Source organism: Rhodopirellula sp. J20-39 (assembly GCF_057365095.1).
Genome location: NZ_CP195123.1, coordinates 6602408 through 6621971, shown reverse-complemented (window position 1 = coordinate 6621971; position 19564 = coordinate 6602408). Strand labels below are relative to the sequence as shown.

16 protein-coding genes and 2 tRNA genes are annotated in these 19564 nt (G+C 55.4%); 8 read left to right on the top strand and 10 right to left on the bottom strand.

Features of this window, described 5'->3' with window-relative positions; all coding sequences use genetic code 11:
• The 5 genes from ACR3ZL_RS24110 to ACR3ZL_RS24090 all read right to left on the bottom strand — a co-directional run bounded on the left by ACR3ZL_RS24110 (position 1) and on the right by ACR3ZL_RS24090 (position 7058).
• Positions 1–786, bottom strand: a complete 786-nt coding sequence (locus tag ACR3ZL_RS24110) for a class I SAM-dependent methyltransferase (RefSeq protein ID WP_473650541.1) — start codon at positions 784–786, stop codon at positions 1–3.
• 160 nt (positions 787–946) lie between these two features.
• The gene (locus ACR3ZL_RS24105; protein ID WP_486173028.1) at positions 947–2818 is read right to left on the bottom strand and encodes an ATP-binding cassette domain-containing protein; all 1872 of its coding nucleotides are present in this window, start codon (positions 2816–2818) and stop codon (positions 947–949) included.
• Positions 2815–3819, bottom strand: coding sequence for an ABC transporter ATP-binding protein (locus ACR3ZL_RS24100; RefSeq protein WP_473653467.1), 1005 nt, complete (start codon positions 3817–3819; stop codon positions 2815–2817). The genes ACR3ZL_RS24105 and ACR3ZL_RS24100 overlap by 4 nt, the downstream gene beginning before the upstream one ends.
• Before the next feature lie 141 nt (positions 3820–3960).
• A complete protein-coding gene (locus ACR3ZL_RS24095; RefSeq protein WP_473650543.1) occupies positions 3961–5268 on the bottom strand; it encodes a DUF1501 domain-containing protein in 1308 nt (435 codons plus the stop codon).
• Positions 5269–5270: 2 nt separating this feature from the next.
• The gene (locus ACR3ZL_RS24090) at positions 5271–7058 is read right to left on the bottom strand and encodes a DUF1549 domain-containing protein (protein WP_473650544.1); all 1788 of its coding nucleotides are present in this window, start codon (positions 7056–7058) and stop codon (positions 5271–5273) included.
• A gap of 291 nt (positions 7059–7349) precedes the next feature.
• On the opposite strand from ACR3ZL_RS24090, the gene ACR3ZL_RS24085 reads away from it, so the two are divergent.
• Both ACR3ZL_RS24085 and ACR3ZL_RS24080 read left to right on the top strand, forming a co-directional pair.
• Entirely contained in the window at positions 7350–8093 is a 744-nt protein-coding gene (locus ACR3ZL_RS24085) for a class I SAM-dependent methyltransferase (RefSeq protein WP_473650545.1), read from the top strand.
• A gap of 152 nt (positions 8094–8245) precedes the next feature.
• A complete protein-coding gene (locus tag ACR3ZL_RS24080) occupies positions 8246–9205 on the top strand; it encodes a DUF6263 family protein (protein ID WP_473650546.1) in 960 nt (319 codons plus the stop codon).
• A 49-nt stretch (positions 9206–9254) separates the two neighbouring features.
• Here ACR3ZL_RS24080 and ACR3ZL_RS24075 read toward each other — a convergent pair whose 3' ends face one another.
• On the bottom strand, positions 9255–9842 hold the full coding sequence (locus ACR3ZL_RS24075; RefSeq protein ID WP_473650547.1) for an RDD family protein: 588 nt from the start codon (positions 9840–9842) through the stop codon (positions 9255–9257).
• A 133-nt stretch (positions 9843–9975) separates the two neighbouring features.
• Between ACR3ZL_RS24075 and ruvA the strand changes: the two genes are divergently transcribed.
• From ruvA to ACR3ZL_RS24060, 3 genes are all read left to right on the top strand, one after another.
• Positions 9976–10599 (top strand): Holliday junction branch migration protein RuvA, encoded by a 624-nt coding sequence (gene ruvA / locus ACR3ZL_RS24070; protein ID WP_486173027.1) that lies wholly within the window; start codon positions 9976–9978, stop codon positions 10597–10599.
• Between the two features lie 370 nt (positions 10600–10969).
• Positions 10970–11473, top strand: coding sequence for a thioredoxin family protein (locus tag ACR3ZL_RS24065; RefSeq protein ID WP_473650548.1), 504 nt, complete (start codon positions 10970–10972; stop codon positions 11471–11473).
• A gap of 124 nt (positions 11474–11597) precedes the next feature.
• Entirely contained in the window at positions 11598–12533 is a 936-nt protein-coding gene (locus tag ACR3ZL_RS24060; RefSeq protein ID WP_486173026.1) for a dihydrodipicolinate synthase family protein, read from the top strand.
• Positions 12534–12668: 135 nt separating this feature from the next.
• On the opposite strand, the gene ACR3ZL_RS24055 is transcribed toward ACR3ZL_RS24060, so the two are convergent.
• The 4 genes from ACR3ZL_RS24055 to ACR3ZL_RS24040 form a co-directional block, all read right to left on the bottom strand.
• Positions 12669–13130: a hypothetical protein gene (locus ACR3ZL_RS24055; RefSeq protein WP_473650550.1), complete on the bottom strand. Its 462-nt coding sequence runs from the start codon at positions 13128–13130 to the stop codon at positions 12669–12671.
• Between the two features lie 15 nt (positions 13131–13145).
• Positions 13146–14948 (bottom strand): ExeA family protein, encoded by a 1803-nt coding sequence (locus ACR3ZL_RS24050; protein ID WP_473650551.1) that lies wholly within the window; start codon positions 14946–14948, stop codon positions 13146–13148.
• Between the two features lie 301 nt (positions 14949–15249).
• Entirely contained in the window at positions 15250–16407 is a 1158-nt protein-coding gene (ispG, locus tag ACR3ZL_RS24045; protein WP_473650552.1) for a (E)-4-hydroxy-3-methylbut-2-enyl-diphosphate synthase, read from the bottom strand.
• 54 nt (positions 16408–16461) lie between these two features.
• Entirely contained in the window at positions 16462–17340 is an 879-nt protein-coding gene (locus ACR3ZL_RS24040; RefSeq protein WP_473650553.1) for a polyphosphate kinase 2 family protein, read from the bottom strand.
• A 162-nt stretch (positions 17341–17502) separates the two neighbouring features.
• On the opposite strand from ACR3ZL_RS24040, the gene ACR3ZL_RS24035 reads away from it, so the two are divergent.
• The 3 genes from ACR3ZL_RS24035 (at position 17503) to ACR3ZL_RS24025 (ending at position 19314) form a co-directional block, all read left to right on the top strand.
• Positions 17503–17591 (top strand) — tRNA-Ser (locus tag ACR3ZL_RS24035).
• Between the two features lie 70 nt (positions 17592–17661).
• Positions 17662–17734, top strand: a tRNA-Lys gene (locus ACR3ZL_RS24030).
• A 455-nt stretch (positions 17735–18189) separates the two neighbouring features.
• Entirely contained in the window at positions 18190–19314 is a 1125-nt protein-coding gene (locus tag ACR3ZL_RS24025) for a hypothetical protein (RefSeq protein WP_473650554.1), read from the top strand.
• Positions 19315–19564 lie beyond the last annotated feature (250 nt).

The following is a 19564-nucleotide window of genomic DNA, read 5'->3' as shown; positions in this document are numbered from 1 at the left end:
TTAGCGTTTGCGAAGAATGAAAACTGCGTCCGTGAGATCATTGTCCATTTTGCGTTGTTCAGTCATGTCGTAATCAAAGTCGTGAACAGAAGCGATTTCAAAAACGTCGTCGACACTCTTAAGTAGCTTCTTGGCTTGGGCTGGTGTGTAGAGACGCAATTGGAACTCGCTTCGAATTCGCTCAATTTGTCCATTTGATTTTGTAGCTTTGATGGAAACTCGCAGGGTTTCCCGACGTTTGCGTCTTTCAAAGTTGATCACGCGTAGTGTCACGCTGACTTTCGTGCCGCCATGCAAAGCTGACCAGCGTTCGGTGCAGTCCGGATCGGCATCCAGTGGGATGCAGTGAAAGCCAAGAATGTAGATGCCACCAGGCTGCAGTGACGCAGCAACGCTACGCAGGTGAGTGACAGCGGCGTCCTCATCGAGGAGGTGCCGAAACGTATTGAACGTGCAGAACGCCGCGTCAACGGTAGGTTCGCAAACGTACGTCGTCATGTCAGTGTTAAGGAGTTGGCCGGGGAGCCCACGTCGCTTGAGGCGTTTGGCTAGGTAGGCCAACATCGCGTCGTTGTTGTCCGTGGCAACCAAGGCGTAACCGCGGCCTGCCATCGCAGCGACAAGTCGGCCGCTGCCGCATCCGGGTTCGTAGAGTCGTTTGACAGGATTGTCGACGAGCTTCGTAAACGCTTGTTCGAAGAACCGCACTTCGTCGTTGGTTTCGTCTCGGAAAACCATGTCGAAGTATTGCGGTCGGTCGTACCAGTTCATCAGTGTTTGGGGCATCGGTTGTTCTCTAGTGATTTCGAAGTCGCGACGCGAGCGTTGATGCTGCCGATTTCTCCGGTGCAGTTTGTTGAGAAGAAACTGCTTTGTGAGCGGAGCCGAATCGGCCTAGGTTGCCCGGTCCGAATCCTGGGCAACCTCTACTCGATGCACGTGCGTGCTACGAACGGGCTTCGAGGTCTTCCCAGGTCGCGAACTTGGATTCGAGAGTCGATTCCAGCTCTTGTAGTTCTTTCGCTTTCAGAGCGATTTGGTCGCCGCCGGATTGATAGAAGTTGGGTTCAGCCATTTCGGTGTGAAGTGACGCGATGCGAGCTTCAAGTTTTTCAATTTCAGCAGGCAGCGATTTCAGCTCACGTTGCTCGTTGTAAGTCAATCGTGCAGGTTTGGCTTCGGACGCGGCCTGTTGATTGTTGGCGGCTTTGGACTGCGCTGCTTTTGTTTGAGCGATCGTTCCGCGAGCGTTGCTGAGTTCGCGTGCTTCGCCTTCACGACGCAACTTGGCCGCTTCCCATTCGTCGTAGCCGCCGACGTATTCGTTAACCGTGCCTTCGGCCTCGTCGTTTTCGAACACGATCGTGCTGGTCACCACATTGTTCAAGAATGTCCGGTCGTGGCTGACCATCAAGAGAGTGCCATCAAAGTTGGCGAGTTGTTCTTCCAGCATTTCCAACGTTTCAGCATCCAGGTCGTTGGTCGGTTCGTCCAAGACGATGACGTTGGCCGGTTGAGTCATTAGCTTGGCGAGAAGGGCGCGGTTGCGCTCGCCGCCGGACAGGTGCTTCACGGGCGTTCGGGCTCGGTCGGGCGTGAACAAGTAGTCTTGTAGGTAGCCCAGGATGTGTTTGGTTTTATCGCCCACGACGACTTTGTCGGCGCCTTCGCCGATGTTCTCAGCGACGGTCGCTTCGGGATCCAGTTTGTCACGGAGTTGGTCGAAGTAGGCAACCTTCAGGTTGGTGCCTAATTTGATCTCGCCGGATGTTGGTTCCAGGCTGCCTAGGATCAGCTTCAGCAAGGTGGTTTTACCAGCACCATTGGGTCCGATGATGCCGATTTTATCGCCACGCATGACCAGCGTGCTGAAGTCTCGCACAATGGTTTTGGATTCGTCGTAGCAAAACGAGACGTTGTCGAGTTTGGCGATCAACGCTCCGCCGCGTTGGGCGGTTTGCAGATTCAGCTTGGCTGTGCCTTCCTTGGATCGCCGGTCGGATCGGACTTCGCGAAGTGCCTTCAACGCGCGGACCCGGCCCTCGTTGCGGGTACGACGGGCTTTGATGCCTTTGCGGATCCAGGCTTCTTCTTCGGCTAGTTTCTTGTCGAACAACGCGTTTTGTTTTTCTTCGGCGTCGAGTGCGTCAGCCTTGCGTTGTAGGAACGTGGGGTAGTCGCACGTCCAGTCGAACAGGCGGCCGCGGTCGACTTCCCAAATCCGATCGGCGAGCGATTGCAGGAACGAGCGATCGTGAGTGATGAACATCAGCGTGCCCGACCAGGCTTTCAGGAATTTTTCCAGCCAAAGGATCGAGTGGATATCAAGGTGGTTGGTTGGTTCGTCGAGCAGCAGCAGGTCAGGTTTGGCTGCGATCGTACGAGCGAGCAGGACTCGGCGTTTCATACCGCTGGAGAGATCTTGGAAATTCGCCTCGCCGTCCAGGTCCATGCGAGAAAGAGTTTCCTCGGTTAACTGTTCGACTTCCCAAGGTTCGCGGGTTTCGTGATCGGATGGGCCCAGCGAAGATGTCATGCCCTCAATTTCAGTTGAGCGGGCCATCATCAAGTCGTTGACCTTCATCTCAATGTGCCGCGGCACATCCTGGAGCAGTCGTGCTATGCGAACGCCGGCATCAGCGACAATGTCGCCATGGTCGGGCGTGAGGTCACCGGCAAGTAACTTCAGCAGTGTAGTCTTGCCTGCACCGTTGCGTCCGAGCAGTCCGATGCGGTCGCCTCGTTGAATGCGAACGGAGACGTCGTCAAGCAGTTGAGGGCCGCGGAATCCGATTGAAAGGTTGTCGAGTTGAATCATGCTTGTGTTGCTTCCTGCGTGTTTTCCATTGACTCGCGGAACAGTCCAGCGATGACGTCTTCGAGTGGTGGGTCTTCGACGACGACATCTTCGATTGAGTGGTCGCGAAGGGTTTCGGCTAAAAGTCGCGGCACGTCGCCGCGAGGAACCTTGTATTGAATCTTGGGCCAGTTCTCGTTGACGACTTCACCAAGTGACTTCGGCAGCGATAGCGACTCCGATGCGGCGAATTGCAGAGTGACCAGCTTGTCGCCGCTGAACTTATCGATGATGCCGGATAGGGACCCGTCGTACTGGATTGTGCCACGAGCGATGACGACGACGCGGCGGCAAAGGGCGGCGATGTCCTTCATGTAATGACTGGTCAGCAAAATCGTGATCTGGCGTTTCTCTTGATAGTATTTCAAGAACTTTTGGATGTTGTGCTGGGCGATGACGTCCAAACCAATCGTTGGCTCGTCAAGGAAAAGAACCTCGGGGCTGTGTAGCAATGCGGCGATCAATTCCATCTTCATCCGTTCGCCTAACGACAGCTCGCGAACGGGTTGATCGAGCAAACGCGTGACGTCGAGCAAATCGCTCAGTTCATCGAGTCTAGCTTCGAACGCCTTAACGTCGATGCCGTAGATGTGTTGGTGAAGGCGATACGATTCACGGGCGGGCAAGTCCCACCAAAGCTGGTTTTTCTGGCCCATGACGAGCGCAAACCTTCGCCGGTAATCATTCTCCCGTTTCCACGGAACGTGCCCCATTACGGTAGCCGAACCGCCGGTGGGTTGGATCACACCCGATAGCAGTTTCAGGGTGGTGGTCTTGCCGGCTCCGTTAGGGCCCAGGAAGGCGACAAACTCGCCCTGCTCGACGGTGAGGTTAATGCCCTGAACGGCATGGACGTCGCGGAAATCGCGATTGAAAAGACCTCGGATACTACCCCCTAGGCCTTCTTTCTTTTGGTAGACACGGTAGTGCTTCGTTAGGTCTTTGACTTCGATAATCGGCATCGCGACGATACAGCCCCAGATGAGTCCGTGAGTGCGGGCGATCCCGCAATTCCATAGGAAAACGGAGCATTGTAGGGGCACGCGAGCGATCTTCGCAGTGGGGTGCATTGCACAATGTGGGCTGCCGATTACGCCCCAGTGTTAAGTCAGCAGCGAATCCAACACACGGCCTTCGGAGCGGAACATTGGACGTCCGACTGGCGTGTGGTATTCGTAATTGGGATCGAGGCCCAAAGCGGTTTGAATCGTCGCATGCAGATCGGCGATGGAAACCGGGTCGCTGACGTGTTTGGCTGGCCCGGTCGCTTCAGGATCCGTCGAAGTTGCCCCATGCACATGCCCGCGTCGGAACCGGCCTCCAGCCATCATGACACTGAAACCGTGCGGCCAGTGGTCGCGTCCTTCGGCAGCATTGATTCGCGGTGTGCGTCCAAATTCACCTCCGCAAACAACCAGCGTTGAGTCCAGCAGTTTCCGTTCTTCCAGACGATGCAGCAGCGCAGCCAGTGCGGGATCGAGCCTTGAAGCTGCCGAGCTTTGCAGCGAGTGATTGTTGACGTGACTGTCCCAGCCACCGAGTGTGACCTCGACGCAGCGGACGCCGACTTCGATCAGTCGAGCGGCGGCCAGGCAACCTCGTCCGAACGGATCGTCGCCAAATGCTAGTCGATTTGCTTCGGGCTCCAGACGCACGTCGAATGCATCCAGTTGGTCGCTAGACATCATCCGTCGAGCGGCTTCTGTGCTGGCTTGATGTAGAGTCCGGTTGTCCTGCAGATTGGTTAACCGGTTTCGGGCAAACTGAGGTTCCACGATATCGTGCAAATCAGCCAGTCGGCGTGCTAAGTGATCCGGTTGGACACTCGCGACAACATCCGGGACTGGATTGAGTGGGTCACCGGTGCGGAATGCGTCCCACTTTGCACCCAGGAATCCACCGCGTCCAGCATTGTTGCCCGGTAAGATGGAAACGTGCCGAGGGATGTCCGCGCCGGAATCGTCGGCATCGCACAGCACCGCTCCGATCGCGGGATGGACGAGGGTGGGGTCAGGCCGAAAGCCCGTTTTGATGTTGTAGATCGCCCGCTCATGATCACCTTCTTGGCCGACAACGCTGCGCACCAATGTTGCTAAATGCATCGCTTCGGCAGTGGCGGGCAACGCATCGGAAATTTCAAGCCCGGTGGTCCGGGTTGGAATGGCACGGGCGTCGCCACCGACAAGCGAACCTGAATGAGGATCAAACGTTTCAAGTTGGCTCGGACCGCCTTCCAGCCAAAGCACAATCAGGCTCATCGGCGGCGATTTTGGATCACGTGATCTTTCGGCTGCGTGTGCGAGTTGCCGGGCCAAGCTCGGAAGCATCAATCCGCCTCCGGCACCGAGAAGTCTGCGCCGCGATAGGTGAATTCTTGGATCGCAGAGCGATGTCCATCGAGAGTCAATCATGGTCAGTGGTTCCACGCGAATTCGCTGCTGTTAAATAACACCCAAACGATGTCCTCAATCGCCATCTTGCGACTTTCGGAATTTTCAATTCGTTGGATGAAGTGGTCTTGCTCGGTTGGCGTAGGAAACCGATTCAGCGTTGCCAAATAGATGGATTCGACGACACCGGCAGCGTCTTGAGCAAACATGCCGGCATGAGCCGAGGTGTTGAGGATCGGGTTCCACTTGGTGATTTCTTTGGTCAATTTGCCGTTGAGCATCAACAATCGTTGCGAGATTGTTACGGCATCGCTGCTGAACTCGTCGTCGCCCAAATCGCCGTATCGTTTGAGGAAGTCATTGGTTTCGCCGTAGCGCTGAAGTTGCACAATGAAGGAACTGTCTCGGTCGATCGTTTTGACACGTCCGGCCTGAATGACTGAACCGGCAACCTGTTCGGCGCGAAGTCGAACTAGCGGGAATGCCGCCATCGCGTTTTCGTGTCGTTGGGTGATTTCAAATTTGGCCCGACTGTCGATACGGAAGGCTTGGCTATCGGTGATCAACCGAATCAAGGTCTTTAGGTCGTAGTGGCTATCGATGAACGCCTGCGTTAACGCCATCATCATGGGGCTGGGCGTCTCATCGAGTGACAAGTCGTCGACCGCATCACCGGGCGGACGACCGAACAAGAGAGTCCAAATGCGGGTGACCGTGGCACGAGCAAACTGCAGGTTGTCGGGAGCGGTAATCCAATGTGCCAATCGTTTACGAGCATTGGGGATTTCGTCGGGCGATGGACACAGGTCACGGCGGAATGGGACTTGAGGCGGCACCGATGTTTCCTCGTCCGCATACAAGAACTGAAACGAGTAGTTCGCTGGCTTGCTTTGCAAACCTTGTAAACCCTTGTTTTTTGCGGCGGTGAAGAAGGCAGCCAATGCGTGGAAATCCTCTTGAGTCCCGGCCCGAATATCAGCGGTGGACGGCTCGGCTTGGTTGGCTGTGGCGTTAGCAAATTCCGCGTCTCGCATCCACGTGTTTTGCATCCATACGGGATCGCCGACGGAGACGTTGCCTAAGAAGTCATCGTGGCACTGCAGGCAGTCAATTCGGATCCCCAGGAAGACTCTTGAGACCCGAGCGGCAATGCGAACGGGATCTGGGTTTCCATTGCCGGTATCGAAGGTCACCGTATGGAAATTGACCTCCGGTCGATCCGTCCAAAGCCCTTCCGCGGTGATCAGTTGCTGTGCCAACCGATCGTAAGGAACCTGAGCCGCAAGTTGTTCGGAGAGCCACGTTCGGAAGCGACGCCGACGGTAAACAAGGAACGGGCCTTCATCGGCGCCGACCAAAAAACGCGTGAATCGCTCGCCCCAGTAGTCATGAAATCGTCCATCGTTGAGTAGGGTCTCGCGGTGGGTTTCGACTCGCTGGTCTTCGGCCAATTGTTGTAGATCGCGGATCTCTTCGAGTGAAACGCCGGTGCCGACTAATGCGAGTGAGAGTCGTCGACACACGGTAAGCCAATCGGCAGGATCGGCGGCATCCAAGCCAGCAGCTTCGATTTGATCACGCCACGTTTGATCGACGACTGAATCCCAGTGGGACGTGTTTGTGGACTGCTTAGAAAGGCGAGAAGCTTGTTTGGGACGGGTTGGTTCGTTGTCGCTGATGCCGGTAATCAGGACCGCGAACGTGCTCAACATCATGAACGCCAGCAACGCCCAGCGAGCGGTTCGAGTTGCCAGAGTCGCTAGACCTGACTTCTCGCGATTCGTTGTCGACTCGCTGGCTGCGTGGTTCATGTTTCATATCGATCTAGAGAACAGTCTGTGCCAGTTGGTAGCGGTCGGTGGCATCTCGGGGCTATCAGTGGGGGCCGGCATGGTGTTGGATAGTCATTCGAATGGGACATCGCAATCTTGGCAAAGCGGATGACGAATGTCGAAACTTCCCCACCAACTGCTGAAACTTGGTCTCCAGCTACCCAAACTTCCCCATGAACTACTCTGTACATTAGAAACGCATGGCCGGTGTCGAGGTCACGCGGGAACCCTCACAAGCTCAATTTTTACCCTTTGTTATAAGTGACTGACGTGACCTCTCCTGCGAGTGACTACTTTTTTGACGCCTACAACCGCGATGAGATCGCCTACGGGATGGAGCCATCGGCGGCTCTGCAGGCGTATCTTGAGCAAGTCGGCGGGCCGGACCGGGGGGCGAAGCAGCCGACCAACGGGTTGGCGGTCGACTTGGGCGCTGGAGCCGGTCGAGACTCGATCGCATTGGCAGCCGCGGGATACGAGGTGACGTCGGTCGACTTAAGTGATCGCGGTTTGGCACGGATCAACGAGCGGGCTGTGGAGCACCAAGTGGCCGACCGGATCACGACCAAGCTTTGTGACGTGCGGGAGTTTGAGTTTCCTGAAAATCACTTCGACGCCGTGATTGCGACCACGGTGCTTGACCATATTCCGGCGGTGGATGCTCAAGACGTCTGGCAGCGGATGTGTGACAGCCTGACTGATCACGGTATGTTGTATGTGCAGGTCCATACGACCGAAGATCCCGGCAGTGAACTTCCCCCCGGCAACACTCGCCAGGTACCCGTTAGCGAAACTGCTGGCGCGGTGATCAATTATTTCCGGCCGAATCAATTGGCCGCCTGGGCCGTTGCGGCAGAATCGCGGTTGAGGATTCTGCGGTACGAAGAACGGTTGGAATGGGACTACACGCATGGGGCCGAACACCAACATGGCAAAGCAATTTTGCTAGCGGTTCGAGAGGGATATCATCCGGACTGGTTCGGACAACCAGCTGCGTTTCCCAAGCAGGGGTAGATTGGCCGCTGTTGTGTGGATTGGTCGTCTGAGAATGGGCTAAAGACGACTTGAGTTGATCTGGAAAAACTGTCGCGTTTTTGATAAACGCCGGGGGTGTTGATTTGAAAAGAATCTTTCCCTGACCAGTCTTTCCAAAGGAAGTGGTTGTGTTGCTTCACCGTTCGTTCGGCCCTGTTCGGCTTTCTATCGCTCTCGCCGCCGTTTGTTTTGCCTCTTTCGGTGCATTCAGTACGCACGACGCCACTGCCGCGGATGCAGGTGGCCAAAGCATTTTGGTTAAGTCCAAGCCCGCTGAATCAGGTGAGACCTATCAGTTGCGGCACAAGTTGTCGCCCAATCAAAAAATTCGTTACGAAGTGACGCATGTTGCGAAGACGAAAACGCGGATCAACGGCACCGAAGAAATCGCCAACGTGCACACCACCAGTATTCGGTCGTGGACGGTCAACGATGCGAAACCCACGGAAATGACGTTTGATCATCAGATCGAATCCGTCGCCATGACTCAACAAAACGGCGAGGCCGAAGAGATTCGCTGGGACAGCAAAACAGGCGAAACGCCGCCTGGCGTTTTTAGCGTAGTGGCTAGCCAAATCGGAACGCCACTCGCCACCGTAACGATCAATGAAAAGGGTGACGAAATTCGACGCGAAAAGCACGCTGGATCGGAATCGTCGCTGGGCATGGGGTCGCTGACCTTGTCGGTGCCTGAAGAAGCGGTTTCGGTGGGCACGTCATGGGCGGTGCCTTCGGAATTGCAAGCTCGCACAGAAGACGGTTTGGTGAAAACGATCAAGATCCGTCAGGTCTATACGCTCAAGAAGGTCAAGGCCGGTGTGGCGACGATCGCCGTGAAGAGTGAAACATTAACTCCGATTGATGATGAATCCATCAAGGCTCAAGTGGTTCAGCAGTTGAGTAACGGAACGATCCGGTTCGATGTCGACAACGGCTACCTGCTGGGCAAAGAGCTCAACTGGGATGAAACCGTCGTCGGCTTCCAAGGTGCCGGTAGCATGATGGAATACCGGGCACGCATGACCGAAGAATTGGTGCACGAAGACACGGTGAAGTCGGCCAAAGCCAACGACTCGCAATCTCGTCGCTAGTTGTTGTTGAAGTCCTTAGCCGGGACGAAGCGACTCGGATTCGAATGCCCTACCCTTGCGGGTGGGCAGCTTCCAAGTCAGGCGATCCGAGCGGCCGATACAGAACTACTTGCGACTTTGCGATCAGGTCGTGAAGGCAGCGACGGTCGGCACGGAAAATCATCAACGAGTCCACCAGTGTGATGATCCCCACCAGGAAATCGTCGATCATTCCAGGGATCAGAATCGCGATCAGCGTGAACGGCAACAGCCACAAATAGCGGTAGGCCAACAGCCGGCCGAACGGGATCAGTTCGCGGTCCGGATAGCCAACGATTTGGATCTTCAGCAAGAACTTACCAACGGTTTGTCCTCGCTTGGCCAGCAGGTACCCATGGAATAGCAGGAAGGCACCGAAATTCAGGGCCGTCATGCCAAATTGCTCCAGTGCGCTGACTTCGCCAGTCTGCGTCCGCATCTGAAATTCAGTCATGAATTGAATGGGCAACATCACCACCATGACTAGGATGCCGTCGATCAACGCGGCGACAAAGCGGGTAAAACGTCCCGCTAATTCGTCTGGGTTGCCGGGTGAATAAGGATCCTGTCCACCGATTTCGCTAGGTGCCGCGTAAGGGTTGTTGATCGGATCTGACATCAGCGATTCCTGTGGTGGCGAAGTGGGCCACTTGAGCGTAGCATTTCAGCGTTTGGTTGTGTTGGATCGCGTCATCGCGGTCGAATACCGCTGGCTAGCGCATGCCGGTTTTGACTCTTAGAAGGAATTTATTTTGATCAGTGCGATTGCAGGGACGCTCGTCCACGTTGGCGAAACCAGTGTGACGATTGCCGCGGCACCCTTTGACTACGAAGTTTACGTGGGCGACTTCACTCGCCGGCAGCTTCAATCCAAGCTGAACGAAGAAATTCGTTTGCACACGCTGGATTACATCGAAGGCAATGCCCAGGGTGGGCGTTTGACCCCGCGATTGATCGGATTCTTGACGCTACCTGAACGTCAGTTCTTTGATCTGTTTTGCAGCGTTGACGGTGTCGGTGTCAAAAAAGCGCTCCGAGCCATGATCCGCCCGGTTCGCGAACTTGCGGTGCTGATCGAAGAGCAAGACAATAAGGCGTTGTCAGCACTTCCGGGGGTAGGCCCAGCGACGAGTGAACGGATTATCGCCAAATTACGCCGCAAGATGCCGCGATTTGCTTTGATTGTGGCGGGCGATGATTTGACTGGCGGTTCACCCGACAGCTCGCCAGTGGTGGAAGAAACCTACGACGCGTTGGTCACGCTGGGCCACAGCGAAACGGACGCGCGTCACCTTATTGATGAAGCTCTGCAGAGCGGAAAGAAGTTCAAGGACACGGAATCCCTGCTAACGGCGATCTATCAGAAGTCGAAATAGACATCTCGAGATCGCAGGGACCCTGTACGAAAAGACACCTTTCCTGCAGAGGTGTTATCGCCCCACCTCGTTGCCTATCTTGTGTAGCCCGCGTATCTTCCGTCAGGTTTTTACACATTATCGCCGTTCAGCGGAGCAGAATGCTCCGTCAGGTAGGCTTTGAGGTGTTTGGGAGCGTCGTGATTGGGCGAGCCTGACACCGGTGGTTTGCTGCGGCGGATCTCGTTCTCAAAATGGGTTTGCGCAAATGATTCGTGCTCTCCAGTTCCATTCGGTTGTCCGTTCAGCGGATCTTCTAACAGCCGGTCTTCTCAGTTCAACTGATCCAAGTTCATCAGGTCCAATCTCTACAGGGCCAATTTCAACCGGATTGCGTAGTCGCATCCTGGCAGGGTTCATCGGGTGTGTCGCCTTGGTGACGGCGTCGGTGGGGCATAGCGAAATGCCCGACTTTGCATCGCCGGCGGTCGAGCTCACATCCAGCCAGACGGCGGAGGCGGAACCGGTCTGGCACGAAACGTTAGAGTCTGGTTGGGAGGCGTCCAAGAAGAGTGGGCGTCCGATGTTGATTTTTATTACCAGCGAACAATGCACGTATTGTGACGCAATGAAACGCAACACGTTGTGTGATCCTTCGGTGCGCAAGCGTTTACTTGGTCGATTCATTCCCATCCGGTTGCGCCCCGATGCTAACAACCAGGTGCTCTCGAGAGTGGAAGTGACCGCTTTTCCGACCACGTTAGTGGCTCAACCCCAAGGCAAAGTAGTGGCTCATCGAGTAGGCTATCAGCCGGTTGAAAAGTTTCATGAATTGCTTAGCGAAGTCGCTGTTGCCGATTCTTCTGTACCCAATGTTACTGGATTGATTCGGTAGTCATTGGACAGACTTGAAATTCCCGCTGCAGCCTGGTTATTCCAGGCTGATTGGGGCTTTAAGGGTGATCAGTGATAGGCGAGCTAAGGGTTCATTTCCTGATGATCCCAGTGACGGTTGAGTTATGTCGAGTCGAATTACCGGTATCCTGACGCCAAACATCACACCGGTTGATGCACGCGGCCGGCTAGATGAAGAAACGTTGCGTCGATATGTCGACTGGCTGATCGAAAAAGGCGTGGATGGGATCTATCCCAACGGTAGCACCGGAGAATTCATCCGCTTCAGTACCGAAGAGCGGCAACGGATTGTGGAAGTCGTCGTCGATCAAGCTAACGGACGGGTGCCGGTCTTGGCCGGGGCAACGGAAGCCAATGCCGACGACACGATTCGCGCGTGTAATGCCTATGGCCAGCTAGGCGTGCGAGCGGTCGCGATCGTTTCGCCGTACTATTTTCGTGTCAGCAGCGAGAGTGTGTACGCCTTCTATGCCGAGATCGCTCGCAACGTGGATGTCGATGTCACGCTGTACAACATTCCGCTGTTCGCCTCACCCATCGAAGCCGAAACGGTCGTTCGGTTAGCCAGCGAGTTTGAACGCATCGTCGGAATCAAGGATAGCTCCGGTGACATCGTCAACATGATGCGGATGATGGCGGCGATTCGTCCGACACGCGATGACTTTTCGTTCTTGACCGGTTGGGACTCTTCGCTGGCACCGATGTTGTTGGCCGGAGTTGATGGCGGCACGAATGCGAGCAGCGGTGTCGTGCCTGAACTAACACGTGAGGTGTATCAGAGTGTGAAGTCCGGAGACGTGTCCAAAGCGATCTCGCTTCAATACGAGCTTATTGCCATTTTCGACTTGTTGGTCGGGCTGGGCGAATTCCCTGATGGCGTTCGCGCGGGCACGAAAGCTCGCGGTTGGGATCTGGGGGCCGGTAGGGCGCCGACGACAGCCACCCAGCGGAAGGACGTTGCCGCGGGTGAAGCGAAAGTCGCCGAAGCGGTTCAGCAGGTATTGGACCGGTTAACCAACTCATGCTCGCAGCCAGGTTGATTCCGATTTTGATCGTCGTGGACAAGGCAACGAGTCCATCCGCACAGTTCGGGGCAACCGGACTGGCTGCCTCGTCCACACCCCAGCAGACGGTGCGGAAATGCACGAAGCGACTGCAGGGTGCAGTACAAACCTTTAGTGCTTTGGCAGTCGCATGGTGGCTGCCTTGGTCCAACTAGGCAGTTCAACCTGTTCGTCGGCAATGCCCATTACGACCACAGGAGTGTTTATCGTGGGCCGGCCAATGACCAAGCAACGGGTTAGAGAGATCCAGGGCTCAATTTGACGTTTGGCGAATTCACGTTGGCAACGAAATAGATCCACTCGTTCGAGCAGACTGCGAAGCCAACTGCCCGACGACTCGCCTCGACAGATGTCGATCTGCAATCGCGTGTCTTCGCTAATGGATAGCTTGGACTGCAACGATCGCCAGCCTTCGGCAAGATCGCAAAAGAAGGCCGGTTGCAAAGCAATGGACGTGGGAGTGACGAGCGTCAGCGTTTTCTGTTCCGCTCGATTAGCCGCAACGGCGTGACACAAGAACGTGGTTAACGTATGGTCCGCCGAAATGGCTTGCGTCGATGAAGTGGAGTTCATCGTGATCCCAGGTGATTAGCGATTTGGTGAACGCATCTTGGCAAGCATGGCTTGGAAATCGACAGCGACGGTGGTCGCCGGTTTCACATCGACTTCGACTTCGTTTTGAACGGCGACGCCATCCACATCGACATCGTCTTCGATGACTAGAAGATCACGGTCGTCTTCCAGGCTGCCGCCGTCTTCGTCTTCCACCCAAAGCACGGGAGATGCAGCGGCACCTCGTAGGCTGAGGATTTCTTGATGCAACGAGTTTTCGAGTTCATCCGAAGGAACGTTCTCGGTTGGCTTCGTGGCAGGTGACGCGGCCAACGTGAGTTGGTCGGTGGTGCCGGCGATCGGTTCTTCTTCGTCGAAGTCGCCAAACAGGTTGTCTGGCGATGGAGTCGAGGTGTCTTGAGCCGAAGGACCTTGAACTGGGATGCCGTGCGATGCGGAAGCCGCTTCGCTGTGGTTCCCTTGAGTCGTGCTTTTCTGGTCGAGTTCGTTTGCTACGTCATCGCAGTTGCTGGTGTCGCATTGAAACGCACCGATGGTTTGGCAGTCGAGGCTGAGCGATCCAATACCAATGGCATCTTCACTGATGATTCCCAAGTGCATGCCTTCGCCGGCAAGCGAGATGTCATCATGATCCGCCTTGGAATCGTCCCAGACACTGCCTTCAGCTTGTTCATTCAGTGTGATCGACTTTGCGGTTTCGGCACCAGCAAGTGGTGCTTCGTCGTATTCAAAATCAGATTCATCGTCGATTGACAGATCCAGTTCCAAGCAAGCTTTTTCCGAACGGCATTCGGCGTTGTCGCAATCTTCCGGATTGCAAGCTTCGTCTTGGCAGTTGTCAGCCGCGACTGGTTCCACCGAGCATTCTTGTGAGCATGCTTCGGCTTGGTGGTGGTCTTCAAAATCGATGCTGGAAGAATCATCGCCGAGCGGTCCAAATTCGACTTCGCTGGTGGGGCGAGCGAGTTCGGGTTCTTCCAGGATCGGGCTAGGTAGCTGTTGCAAGATGGCCCAAGCTTGATCGACGGTTTGCGTCGTCACTTCCCGTTGGTCACGTGATTGAGCATATTCAACCGAAGCGTTCATCAATTGGTTGATCAGACGCGGGACGCCGCTGCAGGCTCGGTGAATTGACCGGATAGCGGCTTCGTCAATTGCGTCGACTCCCCAACCGGCACTGCGCTGGAGCACTTTGCTGATGTAGTGAATGGTTTCGTCGCTGGACAGCGGATGCACATAGCACCGAGTGGCCACACGTTGGACCAAGGCTTCGAGCGAAGGCAGAGCGAGTGTCTCGTCCAGTTTGGGACCGCCGACCAACACAGCACTGACGCAAGGACGACCGTCGCTTGTCATCGCGTTGGTCAGCACGCGGATGGTGTCGAGCGTTTCGGGCGAAAGGTCTTGAGCCTCGTCGACGAGCAGCAAGAGACCAGCAAATTCTGGCGAACTGCTGGCGATTCGCTCCATGATCGCAAGTTGCGGATCATCGTGAGCGGAAGCTGGGGCGGCGGCGATGCCGCGGATCCGATCCAGTCGACTCAACAGATGTCGCTGAAGTGCGGTAGGGCTTTCCAGTGTCGCGTCACCGAAGACGATGACTTCACGCTGGCTGGCGAAGTGATTCTTCAGCATGCGGCAAATCAAGGACTTGCCCGTTCCCGGAGGCCCGATGACCAGCGAAATGGCTTCCCATGCCTCGACGGCACGCATCACACGCTGGAGCGCGTCATCCTGGGAACCCACGCGAACGTAACGTTCAGCACTTGGGAAGGGAGGAAATAAGGGAACGTGAAACTGTGGTTCAACCGGCGACATGGTCGAAGTTCCAATGCGGCATAAAACGTAGAAAGCGGACAACCCGTCTAATCGTTAGAGTCGACACAGATCCCCGTCTGGCTGTAGTCAAAATCCTCAGGTGCCAGAAAGTCTTCGTTTTTTCATCGAGTCGCAAACCAGTTTGCCCAGTTTGCGCATTTGCCCAGTCGCAATCGGTTTTGGGGCCTGCCAATTCTACGACGGATGTATCGCATCGCTGTCGATCCGAGGGTCGCAGCATGGCAATTGTTCAGCCGCTCAAGCAATGCGGCGTCGGTTGAACGCTCCGGAGTGACTTGGCTCAGGCGGTCGGTTGTCCGGCGGCCTGTTTCTGTTCAATCAGGAGGTCGAGTTCCGCTTGTAGTTTAGGCAGGATCTCGTCGTAGCCGAACGCACCGAGGGGCTGTTCGCCTTTCTTAAGATTGACCTTTGCTGGACCACACCACAAACCGAGATCCGCGTCATCGGTTTCGCCGGGGCCGTTCACTCGGCAACCCATTACCGCGATCGTGATCGCATAGTCCTGGGCATAAGCCGTCATTTCCTTGACTTTGGCGGCCAGATCGACGAAGGCTTCGTTTTCAACTCGCGAGCAACTGGGGCAACTGATGATGTTCAGCTTGGTGTCGTCGAACCGCACGACGCTGCGAACGCGACCCGCATAGATATCGTCGATGATTTCGAGACCCGCGTCGATTTCTTCCGGTTTGCGAGGGTTGGGGAGCGTTAGCGAAACGCGAACTGTGTCGCCGATTCCCTTGCCGATCAATTGCTCGAAGGCGATCCGAGTCTTGATAATCCCCTCGGGAGGCATGCCGGCTTCGGTCACGCCCAAGTGCAGGGGCACGTCGGGCCGCTGTTGAGCGAATCGCTGGTTCACTTCGACGACCTTGGACGGATCGCTATCTTTCAGCGAGACAACAAAGTTATGAAAGCCCAGCGAATCAACTAGCTCGCAGTGTTCCAGGGCGGATTCCAGCATCGGAGTGATTGAGTCATCGGCGGCAAATTTTTCCTTCTTGGCTGGATCCACGCTGCCGCAATTCACACCGATTCGAACCGCACAGGCATTCGTCGCGGCGATATCGATCAGGTATTTCACCTTGTCTTGCCACGATAGCTCTCGCCCGTGGTGATACAGGTGGCCGGGGTTGTAGCGAATCTTGTCGACGTGGGGAGCAACCAGTTCAGCCAGCCGGAAGTTCTCCTGCAAGTCGACGGCCAAATTGGCTTTTGTTTGTTGGCGAATTTCCGCAAGAGCTTCGGCGTCTTTGCTGCTGTCGACCGCGATCCGGACCACTCCAGCGCCTCTCGCATGCAGTGCTTCTGCCTGCGCGACGGTGGCGTCAACGTCCTGAGTCTTAGTCGCCGTCATGCTTTGAACGGCGATCGGATTCCCGTCACCAATCGTGATGGAGCCGATGGTAACGGGGCGAGTGGGGTTGCGTCGGATAGACATCGAAATCGGGGACAGAGAGGAGTTGTGGGGGAAGGCGGCTATTGTAAACCGTTATTACTTCTTGGCAGCCAGTTCGGCGGCTTCGCGTTCGTAAAGGCGGCGAATCTCGTCAAGATCAGCATCGATGGTTGGCAACTGCGGATCCATCTCTTGCAACGTTTTCTGCACGATGGCGGCGACGCTGGCATCGCGATACCACTTTTTGTCGGCTGGGATCACGTGCCAAGGAGCATAGGAAGTGTTGCATTTTTCGAAGATGTCCTCGTATGCCTCACGGTATTGGCCCCATTTGTCACGAGCCGCATAATCCCCGGCGTTGAGTTTCCAGTGTTTGGAGGGCTCGTCTAGTCGCTTTTTGAAGCGTTCGAGCTGTTCTTCCGGGCTGATGTGCAAATAGAACTTCAGAATTCGGGTGCCGCGATGGGCCAATAGCGTCTCGAAACTATTGATGATGTCATACCGCTGTTGCCACACGGATTTTGGCACGAGGTCTTCCACGCGAACGACCAACACATCTTCGTAATGGGAGCGGTTGAAGATCGACACCTTGCCCGCTGCGGGAGCACATTTGTGAACTCGCCACAGGAAATCATGAGCCGCTTCTTCGGACGAGGGGACTTTGAAGGGATAGGTCCGGCATCCTTGCGGATTCATTTGCCCCAGCACTTTTCGGATCAGCCCATCTTTACCAGCCGCGTCGGGAGCCTGCAGAACCACCAAAAGTGATTGTTTTCCTTCTGTGAACATGCGGTATTGCAGTTCGCGGATCTCGATGACCGTCTGGTGGGTGAACGCCCGACCGTGGTCCTTCCCGTCGAAGGGGCCATTGGTTTCCGTGTCGATTTTCCCTAGCGAAACCTTCTTGTTGGTAGGGACACGGTGCTTTTCAACGAAGTCGAATTTGGGCTCGAGGTTCCACTGCGGCTCGGTCATTGAACTGAAAACCTGATGTGAGAAAAGGACTTACGGATATTCGAAACTATAACGACTCACAAATGAAGGGAACCGGGTTGTCAAAACCTGGCCGATCGAGCACAATCCCGCCTGACCGAAAGCATTCCTGGGAAATTAATCTCCCGATGAAGGAATCCACCTGGAGCGGTGGCTGAGTGGTCGAAAGCGCCGGTTTGCTAAATCGGTGAACCGGGAAACTGGTTCCGCAGGTTCGAATCCTGTCCGCTCCGCTTAGAGTGCTCGCGAGATAACGGTTGTTTCGACAACCGGTTGGTTTCGCCACCTGAGTAAGAATCAAACGAGAGTGTAGCTCAGTTGGTAGAGCATTCGACTTTTAATCGAATGGTCCTGGGTTCGAGTCCCAGCACTCTCACTTCTTTTGGGCCGTTAGACTCGTTCGCTTGAACGAATCTAGCATGGCCTCGCTGGGCAAGCTGCTGGGCAAGCTGCTGGGCAACCTTTCGGGTTGTGACGCATTTGGCGACCGAGGCCCCGCAAAGTCTTGTTTTTTGCGGTTGGCTTGTCGGAAATTCGGCAGTCGTTTCTGTGACAAAGTGTCGCTCCGTTTTGGCGATTCTTGTTGGTGGTTGTTTGCGTTCTTGATCCAGATCAAGAACGAGCCTGTTTCGGTACGGCACCCGCGTTGAAGCTTGGGATTTGATGGCGTTCGTTCGAGTTGTGACGGATCTAGCCAACTTGCTTATCGGGCTCCTCTCTACTCCACGATAGATCGGTCGTGGCCAGCTTTTGTCGGTTTGGTCGGGAGTTAGATCGATGTGTGGATTGCTGTAACGGCAGTTCACCAGGAACTGAGACAGGAGTCTGAAGGTGAAGAAGAAATACAATTCATGGTTGGCGATCAGTGCAATTGCACTAGGGCTTTCGGTCTCGACGGCTGGAAACGCCCAGGCCGGCTACTGCTTGGGCGATCTGCTCGGTGCATCAGGGTGTGACACTGTTTGCGATGAATCGCAGTGTTGCGAACCGGACTGTGGTTGCGAGTTCGAATGCTGTGATTCGGCCGCCGGTTATTCAACATGCGATGGCGGTTGCGATTCCGGGCAATGCAGTTGTCTGACTTGTTTGGATAGTTTCGCGAAAAAGTTGACGGGGCTGGGATGCGTTCAGGAAAGCGATCACTGCTTCGATGATTTCATCAGCCCGATGATCGACTTTGTGCACTTCGAGGATCCTCGTAACTTGACCGAGTTGCGACCTATTTTCATGACGCATCGTTTTCCCAAAACGCTCGGTCCCGGTGATGTTCCCGCTGGCGGCAGCGTTCAGTTGTTCGCCTTGCAGTTTCGCATCGCGCTGACCGAACGGCTGAGCTTGATCGCCGTCAAAGATGGTTACATCGTCGACAATAGCGAAGGGGCACTCGACACCGCTTTGCTGAATTCCGGCTGGGCAGACGTTTCGGCTGGGCTGAAATACAACCTCATTCGGAACACGAAAACGGGAACACTGCTGTCAGGCGGGTTCACTTTCGAGATTCCGCTAGGCAGTGAAGGTGCCCTTCAGTCGCAAGGCGATGGTGAGTTCCACTTCTTTGCCACCGGTGGTCAGCGTTTGTTTGGCGGCAATGCCCACGTTTTAAGTTCCTTTGGGTGGCAGCTTCCGGTGGATCAATCGGTACAGAGCACGACCGTGCACTGGAACAATCACCTCGACGTCCGGATGACTGACAAATTCTATCTGTTCACTGAAAACTCATGGTGGCACTGGGTGGACGATGCGAATACCGGATCCTCGTTCGGCGTTTCAGGGTTGGATCTGCTGAATCTGGGTGACACCGCAGTGGAAGGCAATGATGTCGTCACTCACAACGTCGGCATGAAGTTCAAGCCGAGCGGCAATGTCGAGGCGGGTGTGGCTTACGAGTTCCCGCTGACGGATTTCGAGGACATTATGAAAGATCGTTGGACGTTTGACATGATCTTCCGCTACTAGGGTTCAGGCTCCTGTTATTAGCCAAAACTCAAGTCCTGTCGAAGCACTCGCCCCACGCTCTCGTATGCCGTGGGGCGAATTCGCTCGGAAATAGGCTCTGGTCCAGCGGCGGTTGGCTGGCGAGAGCCTCGGTGCAGAGGGGCCCGTGCAGAGGGTCCGGTGCAGGGGGCCTGTGCAGGGGGCCTGTGCAGCAGACGCATGGCTGACCTGGGGCTCGACAGCCTTCTTACAATACGGCTCATCAGCAACA

Coding starts and splice junctions, on each gene's coding strand:
- ispG (WP_473650552.1), bottom strand. CDS start 16,407: ATGTCTATCCGACGCAACCCCACTCGCCCCGTTACCATCGGCTCCATC.
- ACR3ZL_RS24040 (WP_473650553.1), bottom strand. CDS start 17,340: ATGACCGAGCCGCAGTGGAACCTCGAGCCCAAATTCGACTTCGTTGAA.
- ACR3ZL_RS24110 (WP_473650541.1), bottom strand. CDS start 786: ATGCCCCAAACACTGATGAACTGGTACGACCGACCGCAATACTTCGAC.
- ACR3ZL_RS24050 (WP_473650551.1), bottom strand. CDS start 14,948: ATGTCGCCGGTTGAACCACAGTTTCACGTTCCCTTATTTCCTCCCTTC.
- ACR3ZL_RS24105 (WP_486173028.1), bottom strand. CDS start 2,818: ATGATTCAACTCGACAACCTTTCAATCGGATTCCGCGGCCCTCAACTG.
- ACR3ZL_RS24095 (WP_473650543.1), bottom strand. CDS start 5,268: ATGATTGACTCTCGATGGACATCGCTCTGCGATCCAAGAATTCACCTA.
- ACR3ZL_RS24075 (WP_473650547.1), bottom strand. CDS start 9,842: ATGTCAGATCCGATCAACAACCCTTACGCGGCACCTAGCGAAATCGGT.
- ACR3ZL_RS24060 (WP_486173026.1), top strand. CDS start 11,598: ATGTCGAGTCGAATTACCGGTATCCTGACGCCAAACATCACACCGGTT.
- ACR3ZL_RS24055 (WP_473650550.1), bottom strand. CDS start 13,130: ATGAACTCCACTTCATCGACGCAAGCCATTTCGGCGGACCATACGTTA.
- ACR3ZL_RS24090 (WP_473650544.1), bottom strand. CDS start 7,058: ATGAACCACGCAGCCAGCGAGTCGACAACGAATCGCGAGAAGTCAGGT.
- ACR3ZL_RS24100 (WP_473653467.1), bottom strand. CDS start 3,819: ATGCCGATTATCGAAGTCAAAGACCTAACGAAGCACTACCGTGTCTAC.